This window comes from Acinetobacter sp. NBRC 100985, assembly GCF_000241225.1.
Classification (GTDB): Bacteria; Pseudomonadota; Gammaproteobacteria; order Pseudomonadales; family Moraxellaceae; genus Acinetobacter; species Acinetobacter venetianus.
On the sequence record NZ_BAEB01000024.1, the window covers coordinates 1 to 18,233 of the forward strand.

The 18,233-nt window shown below is 39.2% G+C and carries 16 protein-coding genes, 3 tRNA genes and 1 pseudogene; 10 read left to right on the plus strand and 10 right to left on the minus strand.

Translation table 11 applies throughout. The features are described 5' to 3' along the window. A partial coding sequence (locus ACT4_RS17295) for a hypothetical protein (protein ID WP_007481781.1) occupies window positions 1-984 on the plus strand: 984 nt, incomplete at its 5' end. A 110-nt stretch (window positions 985-1,094) separates the two neighbouring features. Here ACT4_RS17295 and ACT4_RS09735 read toward each other — a convergent pair. The 3 genes from ACT4_RS09735 to ACT4_RS09745 all read right to left on the minus strand — a co-directional run bounded on the left by ACT4_RS09735 (window position 1,095) and on the right by ACT4_RS09745 (window position 1,401). Beyond that, window positions 1,095-1,171, minus strand: a tRNA-Arg gene (locus ACT4_RS09735). 52 nt (window positions 1,172-1,223) lie between these two features. Continuing rightward, window positions 1,224-1,300, minus strand: a tRNA-Arg gene (locus tag ACT4_RS09740). Between the two features lie 11 nt (window positions 1,301-1,311). Continuing rightward, a tRNA-Ser gene (locus ACT4_RS09745) sits at window positions 1,312-1,401 on the minus strand. Between the two features lie 261 nt (window positions 1,402-1,662). On the opposite strand from ACT4_RS09745, the gene rnr reads away from it, so the two are divergent. The 5 genes from rnr (at window position 1,663) to ACT4_RS09770 (ending at window position 7,530) form a co-directional block, all read left to right on the plus strand. Continuing rightward, window positions 1,663-4,101: a ribonuclease R gene (rnr, locus tag ACT4_RS09750; RefSeq protein ID WP_007481782.1), complete on the plus strand. Its 2,439-nt coding sequence runs from the start codon at window positions 1,663-1,665 to the stop codon at window positions 4,099-4,101. A gap of 58 nt (window positions 4,102-4,159) precedes the next feature. Then, a complete protein-coding gene (locus ACT4_RS09755; protein WP_034604892.1) occupies window positions 4,160-4,675 on the plus strand; it encodes a hypothetical protein in 516 nt (171 codons plus the stop codon). Window positions 4,676-4,775: 100 nt separating this feature from the next. Continuing rightward, window positions 4,776-6,815 carry a M3 family metallopeptidase gene (locus tag ACT4_RS09760; RefSeq protein ID WP_034604905.1) on the plus strand — a complete coding sequence of 680 codons (2,040 nt, stop codon included), beginning with the start codon at window positions 4,776-4,778 and terminating at the stop codon, window positions 6,813-6,815. Window positions 6,816-6,853: 38 nt separating this feature from the next. Next, window positions 6,854-7,060, plus strand: coding sequence for a YheV family putative metal-binding protein (locus ACT4_RS09765; protein WP_004775846.1), 207 nt, complete (start codon window positions 6,854-6,856; stop codon window positions 7,058-7,060). Between the two features lie 14 nt (window positions 7,061-7,074). After that, entirely contained in the window at window positions 7,075-7,530 is a 456-nt protein-coding gene (locus ACT4_RS09770) for a hypothetical protein (protein ID WP_034604895.1), read from the plus strand. A gap of 45 nt (window positions 7,531-7,575) precedes the next feature. On the opposite strand, the gene ACT4_RS09775 is transcribed toward ACT4_RS09770, so the two are convergent. After that, on the minus strand, window positions 7,576-8,490 hold the full coding sequence (locus ACT4_RS09775) for a DMT family transporter (protein WP_007481788.1): 915 nt from the start codon (window positions 8,488-8,490) through the stop codon (window positions 7,576-7,578). 117 nt (window positions 8,491-8,607) lie between these two features. Here ACT4_RS09775 and ACT4_RS09780 point away from each other — a divergent pair, with 117 nt between their 5' ends. The 3 genes and pseudogenes from ACT4_RS09780 (at window position 8,608) to ACT4_RS09790 (ending at window position 11,198) form a co-directional block, all read left to right on the plus strand. After that, window positions 8,608-9,384, plus strand: coding sequence for a helix-turn-helix transcriptional regulator (locus ACT4_RS09780; RefSeq protein WP_007481790.1), 777 nt, complete (start codon window positions 8,608-8,610; stop codon window positions 9,382-9,384). 113 nt (window positions 9,385-9,497) lie between these two features. Next, window positions 9,498-10,384, plus strand: a pseudogene (locus tag ACT4_RS09785) (DMT family transporter). 58 nt (window positions 10,385-10,442) lie between these two features. Beyond that, window positions 10,443-11,198, plus strand: coding sequence for a DUF2314 domain-containing protein (locus ACT4_RS09790; RefSeq protein WP_007481794.1), 756 nt, complete (start codon window positions 10,443-10,445; stop codon window positions 11,196-11,198). A gap of 85 nt (window positions 11,199-11,283) precedes the next feature. Here the strand turns inward: ACT4_RS09790 and ACT4_RS09795 are convergent, their stop codons facing one another. The 6 genes from ACT4_RS09795 to ACT4_RS09820 form a co-directional block, all read right to left on the minus strand. Next, complete coding sequence (locus tag ACT4_RS09795; protein ID WP_004877589.1) at window positions 11,284-13,494, minus strand: TRAP transporter large permease subunit; 2,211 nt, start codon at window positions 13,492-13,494, stop codon at window positions 11,284-11,286. A gap of 184 nt (window positions 13,495-13,678) precedes the next feature. Beyond that, the gene (gene rrtA / locus ACT4_RS09800; protein WP_007481797.1) at window positions 13,679-14,254 is read right to left on the minus strand and encodes a rhombosortase; all 576 of its coding nucleotides are present in this window, start codon (window positions 14,252-14,254) and stop codon (window positions 13,679-13,681) included. Window positions 14,255-14,344: 90 nt separating this feature from the next. Continuing rightward, entirely contained in the window at window positions 14,345-15,427 is a 1,083-nt protein-coding gene (locus ACT4_RS09805) for a hypothetical protein (protein WP_007481799.1), read from the minus strand. A gap of 357 nt (window positions 15,428-15,784) precedes the next feature. Continuing rightward, window positions 15,785-15,994 carry a hypothetical protein gene (locus tag ACT4_RS09810; protein ID WP_004877600.1) on the minus strand — a complete coding sequence of 70 codons (210 nt, stop codon included), beginning with the start codon at window positions 15,992-15,994 and terminating at the stop codon, window positions 15,785-15,787. 208 nt (window positions 15,995-16,202) lie between these two features. Then, window positions 16,203-16,601: a hypothetical protein gene (locus ACT4_RS17520; protein WP_034604898.1), complete on the minus strand. Its 399-nt coding sequence runs from the start codon at window positions 16,599-16,601 to the stop codon at window positions 16,203-16,205. Beyond that, window positions 16,588-16,845 (minus strand): succinate dehydrogenase assembly factor 2, encoded by a 258-nt coding sequence (locus ACT4_RS09820; RefSeq protein WP_007481805.1) that lies wholly within the window; start codon window positions 16,843-16,845, stop codon window positions 16,588-16,590. The genes ACT4_RS17520 and ACT4_RS09820 overlap by 14 nt, the downstream gene beginning before the upstream one ends. Window positions 16,846-17,032: 187 nt before the next feature. Here ACT4_RS09820 and ACT4_RS09825 point away from each other — a divergent pair, with 187 nt between their 5' ends. Continuing rightward, window positions 17,033-18,205, plus strand: coding sequence for an acyl-CoA dehydrogenase family protein (locus ACT4_RS09825; RefSeq protein WP_007481807.1), 1,173 nt, complete (start codon window positions 17,033-17,035; stop codon window positions 18,203-18,205). Window positions 18,206-18,233 lie beyond the last annotated feature (28 nt).

The window sequence follows — 18,233 nt, forward strand, 5'->3', positions numbered from 1 at the left end:
GGTGGTACTGATGGTAGCCCAATCGACCTCGTCACTGGGGTGATTGATGGCATCACGGGTGGTACCGATAGTAGCCCAATTGATTTAGTCACTGGCGTGATTGATGGCATCACAGGTGGAACCGATGGCAGCCCGATTGATCTTGTGACTGGTGTGATTGATGGCATCACAGGCGGTACGGATGGCAGCCCGATTGATTTAGTCACTGGCGTGATTGATAGCATCACAGGCGGAACAGACGGTAGTCCGATTGATTTAGTCACTGGCGTGATTGACGGTATCACAGGCGGTACTGATGGCAGCCCGATTGATTTAGTGACTGGCGTTATCGACAGCATCACAGGCGGTACTGATGGTAGTCCTATCGATTTAGTCACTGGTGTAATCGATGGCATTACAGGTGGTACTGACGGTAGTCCTATCGATTTAGTGACCAATGCACTTACTGATGTAATCAATCCAGAAGATTCATTAGGAACAGTAACCAACTTACTTGGAAGCATTACTGGGGATCTAAACGGTGGTGTGCTTGGCGGATTGACTGGGCTTACAGATACAATTAGTGAAACCCTAAGTGGTGACTCACTCAATTATGTGACAGAAGCTATTGATGGTATTAGCGATAATTTTGGATTTGAATTCGACAGCGCAGATTTAGTTTTAAGTGTTGCTGAACCAACACAAACAATTATTAGCGGTGGCAACACAACTATCGATATTCTTCAAGACAGCGTAAGCACATTGTTTAGTGATACTACATTTGACAGTATTAATGATCTGATTGGTATAACACTCAATACAGATAGTGATCTTGCAAATAATACTGTAGATAATTTACTAACCGCCATCACAGGAACAACTTCAACCATTACAACTGTAGCGGATACAACAACTAGTGATAGCTCATTAACTGAGACTGTTACGCCTCAAACCTCTCTAACAAACTTAACTGACAACTTATTCCACAGCTTAAGCTTGTTCTAACTCACAAAGACGAAAAAGCCGCTGTCCTCAGCGGCTTTTTTATTATCTATCGAAAATATATAAAATTCAGACGTAAAAAAACCGCAATTAAGCGGTTAATTTCTTTAAGTTGGTGCGCTCAGAGAGATTCGAACTCCCGACCCCTTAGTTCGTAGCCAAGTGCTCTATCCAGCTGAGCTATGAGCGCATTACTTAGGTGCTTCACTTATCGTGAGCTAGTGTTACTTACAATCTTTACTTGGTGCGCTCAGAGAGATTCGAACTCCCGACCCCTTAGTTCGTAGCCAAGTGCTCTATCCAGCTGAGCTATGAGCGCCTTAAGTAAAGTGGCGGTGAGAGAGGGATTCGAACCCTCGATACAGTTACCCGTATGCATCCTTAGCAGGGATGTGGTTTCAGCCACTCACCCATCTCACCGTAACACGAGCGCAATAATACAAACTAAAAGCTCATTACACAAGCCATGATCCTTATTTTTTATGTTTTTTTAAATCAATCAAATATTTTTTAATCAATTTCTGTTTTTTTTCAGCATTTTTTGTTGTCGCGCTTGATAATATAGTCTTCTCTTCTTTTATTTAGATCATGTGCATAAATAGAATCTTGCAATCTTTGACGTGCAGTCCAAGTTTGAATGTCTTATGCTAAAGTGATCTGCCAAATGTGAATTGGAACGATATGACTAATAATTGGGTTGATCCCGAAGCAAAAGCAGAAGCTGAACGTTACGATAATCCTATTCCTAGCCGAACTCTTATTTTAACTACATTAGAACAATTACAAACTGCACAGTCTCATGCAGAACTCGTAGACCACTTTAATATTCCTGATCAAAAAAGTATTGATGCGCTGAATCACCGTCTCAGTGCTATGGTTCGTGATGGCCAGCTCATGAAAGATGGCTTTAAATATCAACCTGCCACAGATGCACCTAGTCATGAAGCAACGGTTTATATTAATAGTAAAGGTTTAGGCACGGCGAATATTGCAGGTCAAAATGATGTGTTGTTACCTGAACGCGAGTTACGTCTCGTCTTTAATGGTGATCGCGTTAAAGTGCGTCAGACTTCAGTAGACCGTAAAGGTAAAGCTTGGGGTTTTATCACTGAAGTCGTACAACGACGTGTAAAACAGATTATTGGTAAAGTCTCTGAACATCAGGGCGAATACTTTATTCAACCAAGCAATCCTAATCAGCATCAGCCAATTACCCTTGAAAAAGAGTTGATTGAACATGCCAATGCTAAAGTTGGCGATATGTTGCGTGTTGCAATTGACGATTATCCAACGCGTGAAGAGCTAGCAACAGGCCATGTGATTCAATCAATGGCGGATAAAGCAGATACGGAAATTATTATTCCGCAAACGATTTTAGAGTTTGGTCTGCCTTATGAATTTCCTGAAGCAGTAATTAAAGAAGCTGAAAGCTTCAAAGAACCTTCTGAACAAGATATTAAAGGACGCGTCGATTTACGTGATTTACCATTAGTGACAATTGATGGTGAAGATGCGCGTGACTTTGACGATGCTGTTTATGCAGAGAAACGTCCTGGTGGCGGTTATCGTGTGGTGGTTGCGATTGCCGATGTAAGTCATTACGTTCGTTTAGATTCTCCGTTAAATGAAGAAGCGGAAGAACGCGGTACATCAGTTTATTTCCCGCACTTCGTTTTGCCGATGCTACCTGAAGCATTATCGAATGGCTTATGTTCTTTAAATCCTCACGTTGACCGCTTATGTATGGTCTGTGACTTGAAGCTTTCCCGCGCGGGCAAAGTAACAGGTTATGAATTCTACCCTTCTGTCATGCATTCAAAAGCACGTTTGACTTATACCCAAGTCGGTCAATATTTTGAAGGTGCGACTGATGCCATTCCAGCGGATAAAACGATTCATAAATCATTGAATACGCTATTTCAACTTTATCAAACTTTAAAAGAGCTACGCGCCAAACGTCATGCGATGGAGTTTGAAACCGTTGAAACTTACATGACCTTTGATGAGTTAGGCGGAATCAAGGAAATCTTGCCGCGCACGCGTAATGATGCACATAAACTCATTGAAGAATGTATGTTGTTAGCGAACGTTGCCGCAGCAGAATATGCGTTAGAACATGATATTCCAATGCTGTATCGTGTGCATGAAGCGCCTGAATTCTCACGTATTCAAAAAGTTCGTGATTTTGTCAAACTACTTGGTTTGCCATTCCCTGAACAACCAACTCAAGCTGATTACCAAGCGGTGATTGAAGCAACCAAAGATCGTTTGGATGCACCAAGCATACATGCTGTGTTATTGCGTTCAATGATGCAAGCTTACTACGGCGCAAAAAACTCAGGCCATTATGGTCTCGCTTATGAAGCATATACACACTTCACTTCGCCAATTCGTCGTTACCCAGATTTATTGTTACATCGTGCAATTAAAGCTTATCTCGATAAGAAGGTTTACCCACTTTCTGGTGCTGCTCTAGATGATGCAGGTGAGCATTTCTCACAAACTGAACGTCGTGCTGATGAAGCCTCACGCAGTGTGACTACTTGGTTGAAATGTCACTATATGCAACAGCATTTAGGTGATGAGTTTGTCGGCATTATTAGTGCAGTGACTGAATTTGGTTTATTTGTAACACTCAAAGATCTTTATGTTGATGGCATGATTCATGTCAGCCAGCTCGGTGAAGACTTCTTCCTTTATGATCAAGCGAGTCAAAGCTTAATCGGTCAGAATCGTGGGCAATCGTTTAGCCTCGGTGATGAAGTGAAGATTCAAGTAGCAGGTGTGAATTTGGAAGAGCGTAAGATCGACTTCCAATTGATACAACAATTGACACATTTAGGTCGTGTGATTCGTCAAAAAGCACCCCGTACTGCGAATTCTTCTAGCTCAAACCGCGCATCAACAACGGAAGAAGTGTTTGGTAAAGCTCCATCATCTACGAAAGCGAAAGTCAGTGAGGATGGTGAAAAACCTGTACGTAAGAAAAAAGATAAGAACAAACCAAGTTCTTATACTAAGAAACCTGCTAAAAAAGCGTCTGCTAAGCCTGAAACTAAAGAAAAGGCAAAGAAAAAAGTGAAAAAGAAAAAGTCGAATGCGAAAGCAAAAACTGAGTAATTTATAATGGCTTTAGGGCTAACGCCCTAAAGCCATTCACTTTATACCAGCCAATCTCATGAAAATATTTTTAATTCTCTTTTTACTTCTACACTCATCTCAGTTATTTGCACAGACTCAAAAATCAATATCTTCGACATCTAGAGAAATACACCTAGATATTCCCATATTGTCTCTTTTTTCAGACTTTTCAAGCATTCAATCAGAATTCTCCCTGCAAGAATACAGACCTAATAAGAACTATATTCAGGAATCAAAACATTATTTTTTTGAAGCTCAACTTGTTGATATTAAATTAACCGAGTGGAAGGGGAAATTACATGAAATCAATTATACTCTTAAAACAGAAGATCCCGTTCAATTGAGAAAAATTCAAAAATATCTTTTCGAGCAATATAAAAAAAATTTCGAATGGGAGCTAACTATTGATAATGGATTTGGTAAATTCTATGAAAATTCCAATAAATCTATTCTAGGAATATATAGTTATTCTTTTGATCCTACGGTCTCTTTTCTCTCAAATGAATTAAGAGTAGAGGAAACTAAAAGACGTTTTCCTCATTTAAATGAGTGATACACATGGAGAACTCAAAATTATTTTATTAGCCTTGATTTCCCCTCTCCAAACCCCTACATCTATAACTATGTTTAAAGATGATATGGCAAAAAATACAATGACACTTCAGCAAGCAACACTCCCTACCCCACAGTTTGACAAAATCCAACTCGCCGACTTAAAACAACAAATTGAACAAAGCATCCAAGACGGACAAAACTTTTTAAATCAGCTCACAGAAGTTCCTCAGCTAGCTGAAGCACAATTGCAAATACTGAATCAAGTCGATCAACTTGAAAACAATATGAGCGAGTCATGGGGCATCTTGTCGCACTTAAATGCAGTCATGAATAATGCTGAAACCCGTGAAGTTTACCAATCACTTTTACCCAGTTTAAGCGAATACTACACTCAGCTTGGACAACACACAGCGTTGTATCAAACCTATCAACATATTCATGATAGCAATGTATTTCAAACATTAAGTGAAGCGCAACAAAGTGCGATTAAACTAGCTTTACGTGATTTTAAACTATCAGGTGTTGCACTCGAAGGTGAAGCAAAAAAACGTTATGCAGAAATCTCGGCACGTTTATCTCAGCTTTCTTCTGACTTTTCCAATCATGTACTTGATGCAACCCAAGCCTACTTTAAACCTTTAGATGAAGCACAGCTCAAAGGACTCCCACAAAGCAGTGTTGAATTATTAAAGCAATACGGGCAACAACGTGAGCTTGAACAAGCCGTCGCGACACTGGATTTCCCTGCTTATTTTGCGATTATGACCTATGCAGATGATCGTGAATTGAGAGAAGAACTGTATAAGGCTTATGTCACTCGTGCATCAGAACAATCTGATAAAGCCGAGTTCGATAATACCCCAGTGATGGAAGAAATTCTGAGCTTGCGTCAAGAAATGGCCCAACTACTTGGTTTCAATAGTTTTGCTGAATATTCTCTTGCCAGTAAGATGGCACCTGATGTTGAAACAGTAAATCAATTCCTTGTAGATTTAGCTGAACATGCACGTACCCCTGCGCTTGCTGAAATTGCAGAATTAAAAACAATCGCACAACAGGATAGTATTGAAGAATTAAAGCCGTGGGATGCAACCTACTATTCTGAAAAGTTAAAACAGCAACAATTCAATCTGTCTCAAGAAGCATTGAAACCATACTTCCCAGCGCCAAAAGTGGTGGATGGTTTATTCCAAATTGTTCAACGTCTCTACGGTATCCAAATTATCGAGCGCCAAGCACCTGTTTGGCAAAATGATGTCCGCTATTTTGAAATTGAAGATCAAGGTCAAGTGGTCGGTGGTTTCTACTTCGACCTTTATGCCCGTAATGGCAAACGTGGTGGTGCATGGATGAGTGGTTTCCGTTCTCGTGTACAAACTGAGAGTGGTCTACAAAAACCGATTTGCTATATGGTATGTAACTTTACTCCACCGATTGGCGATCAACCTGCGCTACTCACGCACGATGAAGTCATTACCTTATTCCATGAATTTGGTCATGGTTTACACCACATGCTGACAGAGGTGGACAACATCTCTGTGGCTGGAACACACGGCGTAGCATGGGATGCAGTCGAGTTACCAAGTCAGTTCATGGAATTTTGGGCATGGGACAATGAAAGTTTAGATGTACTCAGCGAACATACTGAAACTAAGCAAACTTTACCGCAAGAATTGCTATCTGCTTTATTGAATGCGCGTTTCTTCCAGTCAGGTATGCAAACTCTGCGTCAGATTGAATTCGCTTTGTTTGACTTAACCATTCACCGTCAAGCACCCGCTTTAAACAGCGAGCAAATCCAAACTACATTAGATGACATTCGAGCGAAATTTGCAGTTGTGCCCACTGTTCCATATAACCGTTTCCAACATAGCTTTAGTCATATCTTTGCTGGTGGATATGCAGCAGGTTATTACTCTTACAAATGGGCAGAGGTTTTGGCGAGTGATGCCTTCGATCGCTTCGAAAGTGAAGGTATTTTTAACACCGAGACTGGAAAAGAATTTAGAAAGTTTATTCTAGCAGTTGGCGGAAAAGATACAGCACTTGATGCGTTTCGCAATTTCCGAAAAAGAGAACCAAAAATAGATGCATTATTACGTCATCAAGGTTGGACGAACACCAATAAAAGCGCTTAAACTACGTCAATATTGTTCACAGGGTGTAATTAACTGACATGAAAAGACAGTTCATCGCGGGTGCTAAATGCCCAAAATGCGGAGCCTTAGATCGTGTCGTTAAGATCATCACTGTGGATGACGAGTGGATTGAATGTATCGACTGTGCTTATAGTGAAAAACGCCCGACCCATGTGGAAGAGCAACAACCTGCTGAGCCAGATGAAATTGGGGTGATACAATTCAAACCTCGTCATTTTGACTAGAAGGTTAGAAGATGATGTCCTCATATCAAAATGAAAACTCAAAATTATTATGGATGATAATCGGTGGGATCAGCATTGTTGTGGTGCTGATCTTTGCTGTTCAATGGTTCCTATCTCAAAATAATACAGATACAGCAGTAACACCGACAGCATCAACAAAACCTGTTGCTGAGAAAGCCGTTACCGCAAAACCAGAAGCACCTATCGCAACGGCAGAAACGACGCATGCTGCAAGTGAAGTTGCTGCACCAATTCAATTGGTTGAAGAGTCAATTATTAAAGACCCAATCCCTTCAAATGATGCGTTAGCAAAAGAAGAAATTGCAAAGCTTGATGACATTCATCACCAGCTGCAAGATCAAAAGCAAGAGTTAAAGCAGCAACATACGGATGCAGACACATTACTCAAGTTAAAAGAAGAGCAAATCAAGTTACTCGAAGCTCAAATTGCGGCGCAGAATAAATCTTAATAATCAAAGGCTTTAATCCATATTAAAGCCTTTTTTATTAATATCTTAATCCACAACCTGATTAGAGCGAGCTTTGAACTGAATCGGTTTTTGAATCGTTTGTGCAATTAAAATACCTATTAACGTTAAACCACCGCCTAGGTAATGAAAAGCTTGTAGATGTTCCCCCAATAAGACGACAGCAATCAATGCCGTAAACAATGGAAGTAGATTCATAAAAATGCTGTTCCGATTCGGTCCTAAATGTCTTACCCCTTCGATCCACAAATAAGAGAGCAAGATCGAGGAGAATATACTTGCATACAAAATCAAAGGAATTGTAGTTTGATTCAGTTGCATATCAGCCGCAGGTAAAAAGATAAAAAAAGGCAGCACATATAGAATGGCAAAACTCGATTGCACAAAGTTCGATTGCCAAGCGGGAATCGGCATTTTCCAATGTTTGAGCAAAACACCATACAAAGCATAACCCAATGCAGCAACCAGCATTAAACCATCACCAAGATGAACACCTTGATCCCATATATTTAAAATAGAACCATGACTAAGCAAATATAAAATGCCGTAAAAAGATAAAGCACCGCCAAACAACATGCCATAACTTATTTTATCTTTTAAGATCAAACTACTCAGGATCATTGTTAATAATGGAATAAGCGCGGTAACAATCGCCATATTGGTCGCTGTCGTAGTCGCGGCAGCCTGATAAGACAAAAACTGAAATAATGATACAGATATAAAACCACCTAAGGCCAATTGCTTCCAATAGAGTTTAATCGTATATCGATTTTTCCAAACAGGAATCAGTACAAAAGTACTCATGACTACTAGCGCTAACACTAAACGATAAAAAGTAATCGCGACTGGTGAAATGTTATGACTTGCCATTTTGGATACAACGACATTGCCCGCCCAAAATAAAATGGCAAATAATGGATACAAAGAAGCTTTTTGAAACATGATCTCAACCTATGCATTACGGTAACCATCATGCTAAAAAACTATTTATTTAAAGTTTCTCGATAAAAAGACGATAACTATCGAGAAACAGACAATCTAATCTTGGATATCCAATCTATGGGAAAGAATTTTCAACATGGTTTTTTAGATTATCCTGTCTATGCATTTTCTGAGAACTACCCTCATGGTCATGTCGAGGATTGGCATCATCATGATCATATCCAAATGATCCATACGCTTTCAGGCGTAATACGCATTCAAACAGATGAGGGCATTTGGATTACACCACCTGGACGCGGGGTTTGGATTCCTGCCAACAAACCACATGCATTACTCAGTAGTGGCGACGTTAAAGCACGAGGTGTATTTATCTCTCCCTGTGCCCGTGAAAATCTTGTCACCGAATGTCGTGTGATTGCCATCCCTGCTTTACTACGGGAGTTAATGAGCAGCGCCATGGAAATTCAAACCGCAATACAACCGAATAGTAGGAATCAAAGATTGCTTGAAATGATCTTGGATGAAATTGAATTACTACCAACACTCGCGTTTAACTTGCCTGAACCACAAAGTCAAAAGCTGAAATTATTATGCCAAGAAGTCAAAGCGAACCTCAGTATCAATTGGAATTTGGAAGATACGGCGGACTACTTACATATGAGCAGTAAGACGCTTGCTCGACATTTCCAAAAAGAAACGGGTTTGCATTTTTCCCATTGGGTTCGACAAGCCAAATTAATGCAAGCAATGATAGATCTAGCAATGAATAAACCCATTTTGAATGTCGCCTTAGAGCTTGGTTATGATAGTCCAAGTGCGTTTAGTGCTATGTTTAAGCGAGAAACAGGCATGACACCAAGTGGCTATGCTTGTCAGTTTCCCACCACTCAATAAACAATGTGAACACATTGATAAATACTTATTTCATCTTCTAAGAGCTAAATGAGATTTCTTTCAATGACTGAGCAGCTTAAAATGAACGCATTATCCAAATCTCCTCAAAGCATATGACGCTTATACAAACTAATCGTAATTTATTTCTAGCGATTGGTTGCCTAACGATTTCAGCACTCTTGTTCTCAGTCATGGGGATTTGCATTCGATATGCTTCACAAAGTGTCGATAATTACACGATTGTATTTTTCCGCAATTTAGTTGGATTAGTTCTTTTTCTACCATTTATTTTCAAACAAGGAGTTCATTTTGTAAAAACGGAAAAACTCTGGATGCATACATGGCGAAGCCTCATTGGCTTAGCAGCAATGTATGGCTTTTTCTATGCAATTGCACATCTAAAGCTTTCCAATGCTATGGTCTTTACCTACTCATCCCCCATCTTCATTCCGCTGATCGCATGGTTATTCCTAAAAGAAAAATTACAACGGCGATGTTATGTGCAGCAGGCTTAGGCTTTATCGGTGTTTTTTGTGTGGCCAAACCTGATCAAGGATTATTGAACTGGATTTCGATTATCGGAATCGCATCAAGTTTATTTGCATCAATGGCTTTCGTCACGGTACGAGCACTGACCCAAACAGAACCACCCGAACGCATTGTTTTTTACTTCTGCCTTATCGGCTCGCTGATCTCAGTCATTCCCATGTTTTGGGTATGGCGTCCATATCATTTACATGAATTATTTTTCCTGATTGCAGCAGGCGTACTTGCAAATGTGAGTCAGATTTTCATGTCTCATGCCTACCGCCTAGCACCTGCTGGACAGATTGCACCCGTCAATTATATGGCAATTATTTTCGCAGGGATTTGGGGATTTTTACTATGGAATGAAGTCCCTGACCTATATAGCATTATTGGTTTTTGCATTATTTTGTTGGCAATTTTATTATGTAGCCCACTTACACAAAGAGATAAGAAATGGCGTTTAAAACTTTAACAATACGCCATTCTTTTGAATAAATTTGCAACAATACAAATTAGGAAAATTCAAATTCATGAATATAAGAAATACCATTTTTACAAACGAATCTTCTGAAATGATTTCAGCCTTCAACAAAGCGCAAGAAACTTTTAAATACTTTTGGCGAGAGCTTTCTTGGGAATATCGCAGAATAATTCCTGTTTTTGATCTTGCTTATGTTAAATGTGCATTTATCCAAGAACACAGCGACTCATCTGATTCACCACTAGTTGAATATATGTGGATAAGCCAAATTGATTTTGATGGAACTACGATCTCTGGTCAGTTAATGAATCAACCAAACTATATCGACAATGTACAAGCTGGTGAAATTATAGAGCAACCATTTGAGACGATCGTCGACTGGATGTTTTTAACTCAAGATCAAGTTTATGGTGGCTTTACGATTCAAGAATATCGTAAACAATTAAATGATTCTGAGCGAAAAGAATATGATGCGTCATGGGGAATAAATTTTGGTGATCCCAACAATATCTTATTTGTTTATGATCAAGAGGAACACCCAGAAAACTTAATTGAACATCCCATGTGCGAAAAGATGTTAGATAGTTTTTTAAACTTTATCCAAACCAATCCAACTGTAATTCATGAAAGAGATGATCGCGGCAATCAACTATTACACCGAGAAGCTATTGCGGGTAATTTCTTAATGATTCAAGCATTACTGCAACATAATCTAGATAAGTCAGCGCTGAATAACCAATCTATGACCGCCTCAGATTTAGCTCATAAAATGGGATGGGAAAATATTGCAAAATTATTAGCATAGCTTTCATCTACTTATAGTCATTCCTATTTTGATATACAGAAAAAAAAGCACCCGAAGGTGCTTTTTTAATAAGTCTCACACTTAATTAGTGATACCAACCAAACAACTTAAAGAAGTAAGGAACATACGCAATAATCAAGATTGCAGGAACCATCACTAACAATGGGAAGATCCAACGTTCATAACGGTAGAAGAAGGATAAATGACGAACTTCTGCATCCGCTTCCGCGACTTCTGCATCACCAATCGCCTGCCTTGCCAATAAGTGGTTCAATGCAACTGGTGGTGTGATATAGCCCAATTCGAACCCAACCAATGCAATCATCCAGAAGTGGACTGGATCAATACCGTATTGATATGCTACAGGCGCAACAGTTGCCGTAATCAAAATCACTGCACCAAATGGATCCATGATCATACCTACGAAGATCATTAGCATTACGATTAAGCTAATAACAACAAAGGTACTGCTAATATCTTTAGGGAAAGCTTCCATGATTTGGATATGCTCAAGGAAACCACCAACACTAACTGAAAGTGCCATCAAGATCACAAGCGCACCAATGTGCCCAACCGTTTCACTTGTCGCTAAATGCAATGCTTTACCAAACGAAACATTACGTTCTGGCTTGCGAGGGTCATCTTCAGGGTTGATCTGAGGTGCAGGTTGCGTACCATCTACAGGTGCAGTATAGGTATTTAACGTACTATCCCAATGCCCTACTGGTGCTAATGGTGCAGGCTCTTTACGTAATTTATCAAACAACACCATCATTAATAAGATGATTGGCATCATCACTGGTGCTGTAAATTCATTTAAATCAGTCGCTAAAGCATGTTTGTAGAACAACCAGATTAAAACGAAAATTACGATATATGGAGATACTGGCACGAATGCACGTAAAGATTTTGGCAAAGCAATGTTAAGCGGTGCAATTCGGAATTTCTGCTCCGCAAAGATCAATGCAATGATCAAGAATAAAGTCGAGGTTAATAAGAAAGTGTATAAACCATATTGATAAAGTAAATCAGTCGTTACTTCTTTGTTCAATGAAGCAACCACGACAATCAATAAACATGGACGAAGTACAACACCCATCGAACCAGATAGTGCTGTCGCTGCTAAAGCAAATTGACGACGACCACCTGCATTCCATACTTCTTTATAAATAATTGCACCAGCCGCAATAACGAAAATACCAGATGCACCTGTGTAGGCTGTTGGTAATGCTGCTGCAATTAAGATTAACCAAGTTAATGTTTCAGGCGCCAAATTCCATGGACGTAGAATATTTAAGAATAAATCTACAATACGAGTTTGTTTCAGCAACATACCCGCCCAAATAAACAAGGCAAGATTCAAGAAGATGTTTGAGAACTCAACCAACTGACCAAGATAAATACCTTGCCCCATTGGGTAATCCATAAAGATGGTAAATGCAACACCGGTGATGATCGCCATATATGCATATAGCGGCACACTGAGGAATGCTAAACCAATGTTACCGCCCTGACGTGTTGGTGTTGGAGGCTTCGCTAACTGGAATAAACTAATTAAAGTTAAACAGCCAAATAGCACCATCCATAGCCAATAAATAATCTTCATTTCTGGAGACATTGGCACGCCAGAATTCATGACCGAATTATATTGGCTAATCACAGATGATGTAAGGAAACCATTACCGAGTAGCATCGCAACGCTGTAGACACGGAAATCTATTTTAGTCGCTGGACTACGTAAACCAATATGATGTGTTTTTAGGGTCGCACTGATTGCTGCGAAGACAACCATGATCACCAAAAATAATGCACGATTCTCAGTACCAAATTTAAAGATACCAAAGAAGCTCGTTTCAATTTTACGATAAGTACGGATACTCGGATGAGCCTCCATATGCTTCATAGCTTTATCATAGAACTGATACTTTTCATCACACTGCTCACGAGCAGCAATCAATGACGCACGTACATCAGCTTCAGATGCAACGCCAAACATACTTGCAAATTCATCAGCAGCATTGATTTTCATTTGCTCTTGAACTTGTGCATCGATATTCGGATGTCGATCACAGCTTGGCTTTTCTGGTTCAGCACGAAGAAATGAGTATTGCATTCCTGTATCAGGATCGCCATACAGACGCTCCCCCATACGCAATAATTGACCATGAATCATCTCACCTGTACCAATGACCAACGTCATTAGTAATAAGACGAGGATGACAAATGTCGATATCCACTCCGTCCAAATATAACTCAGTAGACCTAATCCAGACTTTTTCTCTTGATCATTTTGCATGTCTATTCCAATTTTTGTTAGCAACATCCATCCAAAGATGTTGATTCATGCGAAGTCCATGGTTGATAGATAAATGAATTTACCCTCTTTGTAACCAATCCCTTTTTCAAACCGCCTAAATTTGCAGCAAACTTTTTCAAAAAAGAATGACTACATTCACTTTTTTATTGGTTGTTTTTATCAATTAATCTGTTCTCTCTACCCTTCTAAACAATAAATAACTGAGCCCACATAACACACCACCAATCGCACCAATCAAATGTGCTTCAGTAAGCACTGGACTACCAATTAACTGAGCCGTTCCCGTTTGTCCAAAGGTATTTTCCCAAACTAGTTTTGCGGCAATAAGTAACAGCACTAAAATGGCAAACTTTCTTTCTTTCGGATATTGCAGATACACCAAACCGACTGCGGTATATAAACCATGTAATACACCTGAAAGCCCAGCATAAGCTTCAATATAAGGTAGATAGAAATAAAAAATGAGACTGATAAATGGCGGAAGTAACAGCAGTAATACACATAAATGCCAATTACGTGCATGAGGAAAGATAAATGGTAAACAAGCGAATGCCAACATATTCAAAAAGAAATGCATCCATCCCACATGTACCCAATGCGCGGTCCACAATCGCCAAAACTCAGCGAGTAAACTCGGTCTCCAGTAAATAAAAAGATCGGGAAAAACCTGAAGACACGCTGATACTGAAACACATACCGCGATCAAAATGACTTTCCCTATCCATATTTGATCTTTCATTTACGCCCCTTTCTTCAAAACAGACCTTTTACGATTTAAAAATAATAAATCACTTCATTTTTAATGTTGTAAAAGGTCGTTTAATTCAGGTTACTGAGCTGGTTGTTCTTCAGCTGGTGCAGATGCTTCATCTCCACCACCATCAAATAAATCATCGAGTTCAGAAGAAGTTTCTGGCTGATCATCCCAGAACGTTGACAAGCCTTCTCGTGTCGATCTTACGCCCGTATTTTCTGTCCAGTAACGATCAGCAATACCGCGAACCATTAAACCAGCCATTTTATCAATCAATCTAAATTGAGGATTAGCAGGTTTATCGTCTCCCGTCGCAACAGCGTATGAACGGAATGCATCACGAAGTTTGGCGTCATCACCACTTGCCTGTGCTGCAACAGCATACAAAGCATGCGCTAAACGAACACCTTTCTTCTCACCAATAGCCATCGACTCTTTCAGCGTCGCATAAGGTTCTGGCTTACCATCACCTGCACCTGGCAATAATGTCCAAATGACCGCGCGGGTTGCCATTGGAGCACCCCAGAATTTTTCATTATCTAGACAAACCATGCCGCGCTCAACAATACCTGCAATATCTTTAGGAACGTTAATCGCACCGCCTGAGTTAATATCATTGGTCATTGCTTGCAAACCATTAATCATACCGAGCAAATAAACAGTTTGATCAAGGTCGTTGCGCATGGTTGGGCAAGAGTCACCTAATTTATAATTGTATTTTGCTTCCCAACGATTAGCAAAAAGCTTATAACTTGCATATTGACGTTCAGCAGCAATACCAGCCCAACGTTTTTGCTCAACTCGAGCATCCTGAGCTTCGGTCACTTGACCTGCTTTAGCTGCACGTAAATAACGTAATTCAGCTTCAAGTGCTTCATTTTCAGCACAAATACCCGCAGCGGTATATAACAATACCGCCATACGGGTTGGGTCTGCACCCATATCTTTTGTTGACATAATTGCAGGGGTTAAAGCATTCCCTGAATTACACACCATTTCAGCATCATCCATCGCTAAAATTGGTGGAACAATATGATTTTCACTAAAACCTAATGCAACATTCGCCCCTGTTTTTATCACATACGAACATCCAGATAACATTGATGTTGTAAGCAAAGCAACCGCCACACCCTTTCCCATTTTGTGGAGCTTAGACATTCTTCCTGTCCTCTTTAATTTGTTTTTCCTTTTAGATGTACATTATCAGATGCAATACTTGAATTAAAGAGTAATTGCTCTAATTTTAACATGGACATTTTGACACAATTCACAGATAAGCGAATTGACATAGAATTCAGAATACATAAATTTCAGGCAAAAAAAAGTAGCATTGCGACGGTTCAGCACATGCTACTTATTAACTGGTTAAAACGTGAAACTCTTTATCTTTTAGTTTTTATCAAAAATAATCCTTGAGTAATGTTCCAGCTCTTCCTACAACAATCGCCATAACGACTGCAATTACTAGAAACATCCACATTGAAATCTCCATAGAGACCTCCTACACTTTTGTATCTACTTTTGATAGATACCAGATCGACGTTCATCATCAGCATTCACGGGATTGTGATATATTGATGACACCTTCAATCTCTTTCTCTTGGTCACTACAACATGATGCTGCTGTGATTCAAGAAGTTCCCTGAGTAAAGTTCCTGCTCTTCCTATAACGATTGCAAGAATAGTTGCAATCACCAGAAACGACCATGTTGGAATTTCCATCATCTTAGGACCTCCACCACACTTTACGTTGGTGTTTGTACTTTAACGAAAATGAACTCAGGTTAAAGGCTGAATTGTCTGACAATCCATATTTTCAGTATTTTTTAGAGTATTTAATCTAACAATTCAAAGTAAAAAGATGAAAAAAATATATAACCAACTGAAAAATATTACTTTAATAAAAATATACAACTGTAGAATTGTCGAACAATTATGCTAGTTTTACGAGTATTTTCAGGTTTTTCCAGTGAAAATAGGATAATTGATCCCACCAAATGATTAAATTTTTATGCTGTGGATCAGAAAAATAGATCACGATGTAGCAATAATGATCAATTATTTTAAGAATTTCCCGCTGTTGAATATCTAAATTTTGATCAGAAAATTCGACTGACCATAAATTTTTTTCTAAATTCTCGATCTTTTTAATTTGAGATTGTTTAAAAAATAGTGCCCATGCACCACACATGAAAAGAAAACTGATAAAGAAAAATAAAGGTTTTAATAATAGATAAGATAAAAAGTTGATTCCAAGAAAAATCAAAAGTTGCAATACAATCGAAAACCGACTGTATTGCAACTCAAAAACACGCTGATTAGCCGTGTACATTATGTTTTAATTTTAAGATAAATTCTTTTAGCTCAGTTCGAGGGGGATTACCCACTTCCATAAACCAGTCAAGCAAATCTGGATCTTCTTGATCAACCAACTCAGCAAATAAAGCTTTTTCAGCAGGCTCAGCACTCAAATAGCAATTCTTCACATAAGGGTCGAAATACACATCAATTTCTTTTAACCCACGACGAGCACGGTAAATTACCTTACGTTCTTCTAACGTCATTTCATCAGACATCTTATGTTCCGCTATGCAACTATTTGTGCATAGTGTACCTGATCGCACTATAACTTTCGTCAACATTTTTCCTAAGTGACCAAATACATCAATCAAATTGAGCATTGATCACATTGTTCAATATTTTCGATTTCTTGTATGGTGATGATGATGATTTTTAATCCATAAACTAGGGAAAAAATAACAAATGCAATCAGGTGCTATTCGTCCAATTCCAAACATGTTACCACGCAAGCTTTTTACATCTGATCATGAAGCATTTCGTGAAACTGTACGTAAATTCTATGAAAAAGAAGTTGTTCCAAATATTGAAAAATACGAGAAACAACAACATGTTGACCGTGACTTATGGAATAAAGCTGGCGAACTTGGTCTGTTATGTACCACTATGCCTGAACAATATGGTGGATCAGGTGTAGATCGTCTTTACAGCATGATTTTGATCGAAGAACAAGCCTATGCAATGGATTCAAGCACAGGTTTCTCGCTCCATTCAGACATTGTTGCGAACTATATCAACAACTTTGGTAATGAAGAACAAAAGCAGCATTGGTTGCCAAAAATGGCAACAGGTGAAACTGTAACTGCGATTGCCATGACGGAACCAGGTACAGGTTCAGACCTTCAAGCCGTCCGCACGACTGCCGTACTTGATGGTGATGAATATGTAATCAATGGTTCTAAAATCTTTATTACCAATGGCTATCTTTGCGATATGGCAATTGTCGTCTGTAAAACAGGCAACACGGAGAAAGGTTCAGCAAATCTTTCTTTAATCATTGTAGAAGCTGATCGTGCTGGTTTTAGTAAAGGAAAACCTTTAAATAAAATCGGGATGAAAGGTCAAGATACTTGCGAACTGTTCTTTGACAATGTTCGTGTACCAAAAGAAAATCTGCTTGGTATGGAAGGCATGGGCTTCATGATGCTGATGAAAGAACTTGCTTGGGAACGTATGTTAGTTGCGATTATTTGCCAAGCAGGTGCTGAAGCAGCTTTTGCACATACTGTTCAATACACTAAAGATCGTAAAGCATTCGGCAAACCAATCGGTACATTCCAAAATACACGCTTTAAATTAGCTGAGTTACGTACAGAAATCGATTTTTGTCGTACTTATTTAGACCGTTGTATGGAGCTACAACTTGAAGAAAGTTTAGGTGTTGATGCCGCAGCAGCAGCGAAATATAAGATTTCGGATATGTTCTCAAAAGTTGTAGATGACTGCTTACAACTACACGGTGGCTATGGTTATATGCTTGAGTATCCAATTGCTCGCGCATATATCGATAATCGCGCCAACCGTATTTATGCGGGTACCAATGAGATCATGAAAGAACTCATTTCCCGTACCCTATAAAACTAAACAACATCAAAAAAGGGATCAT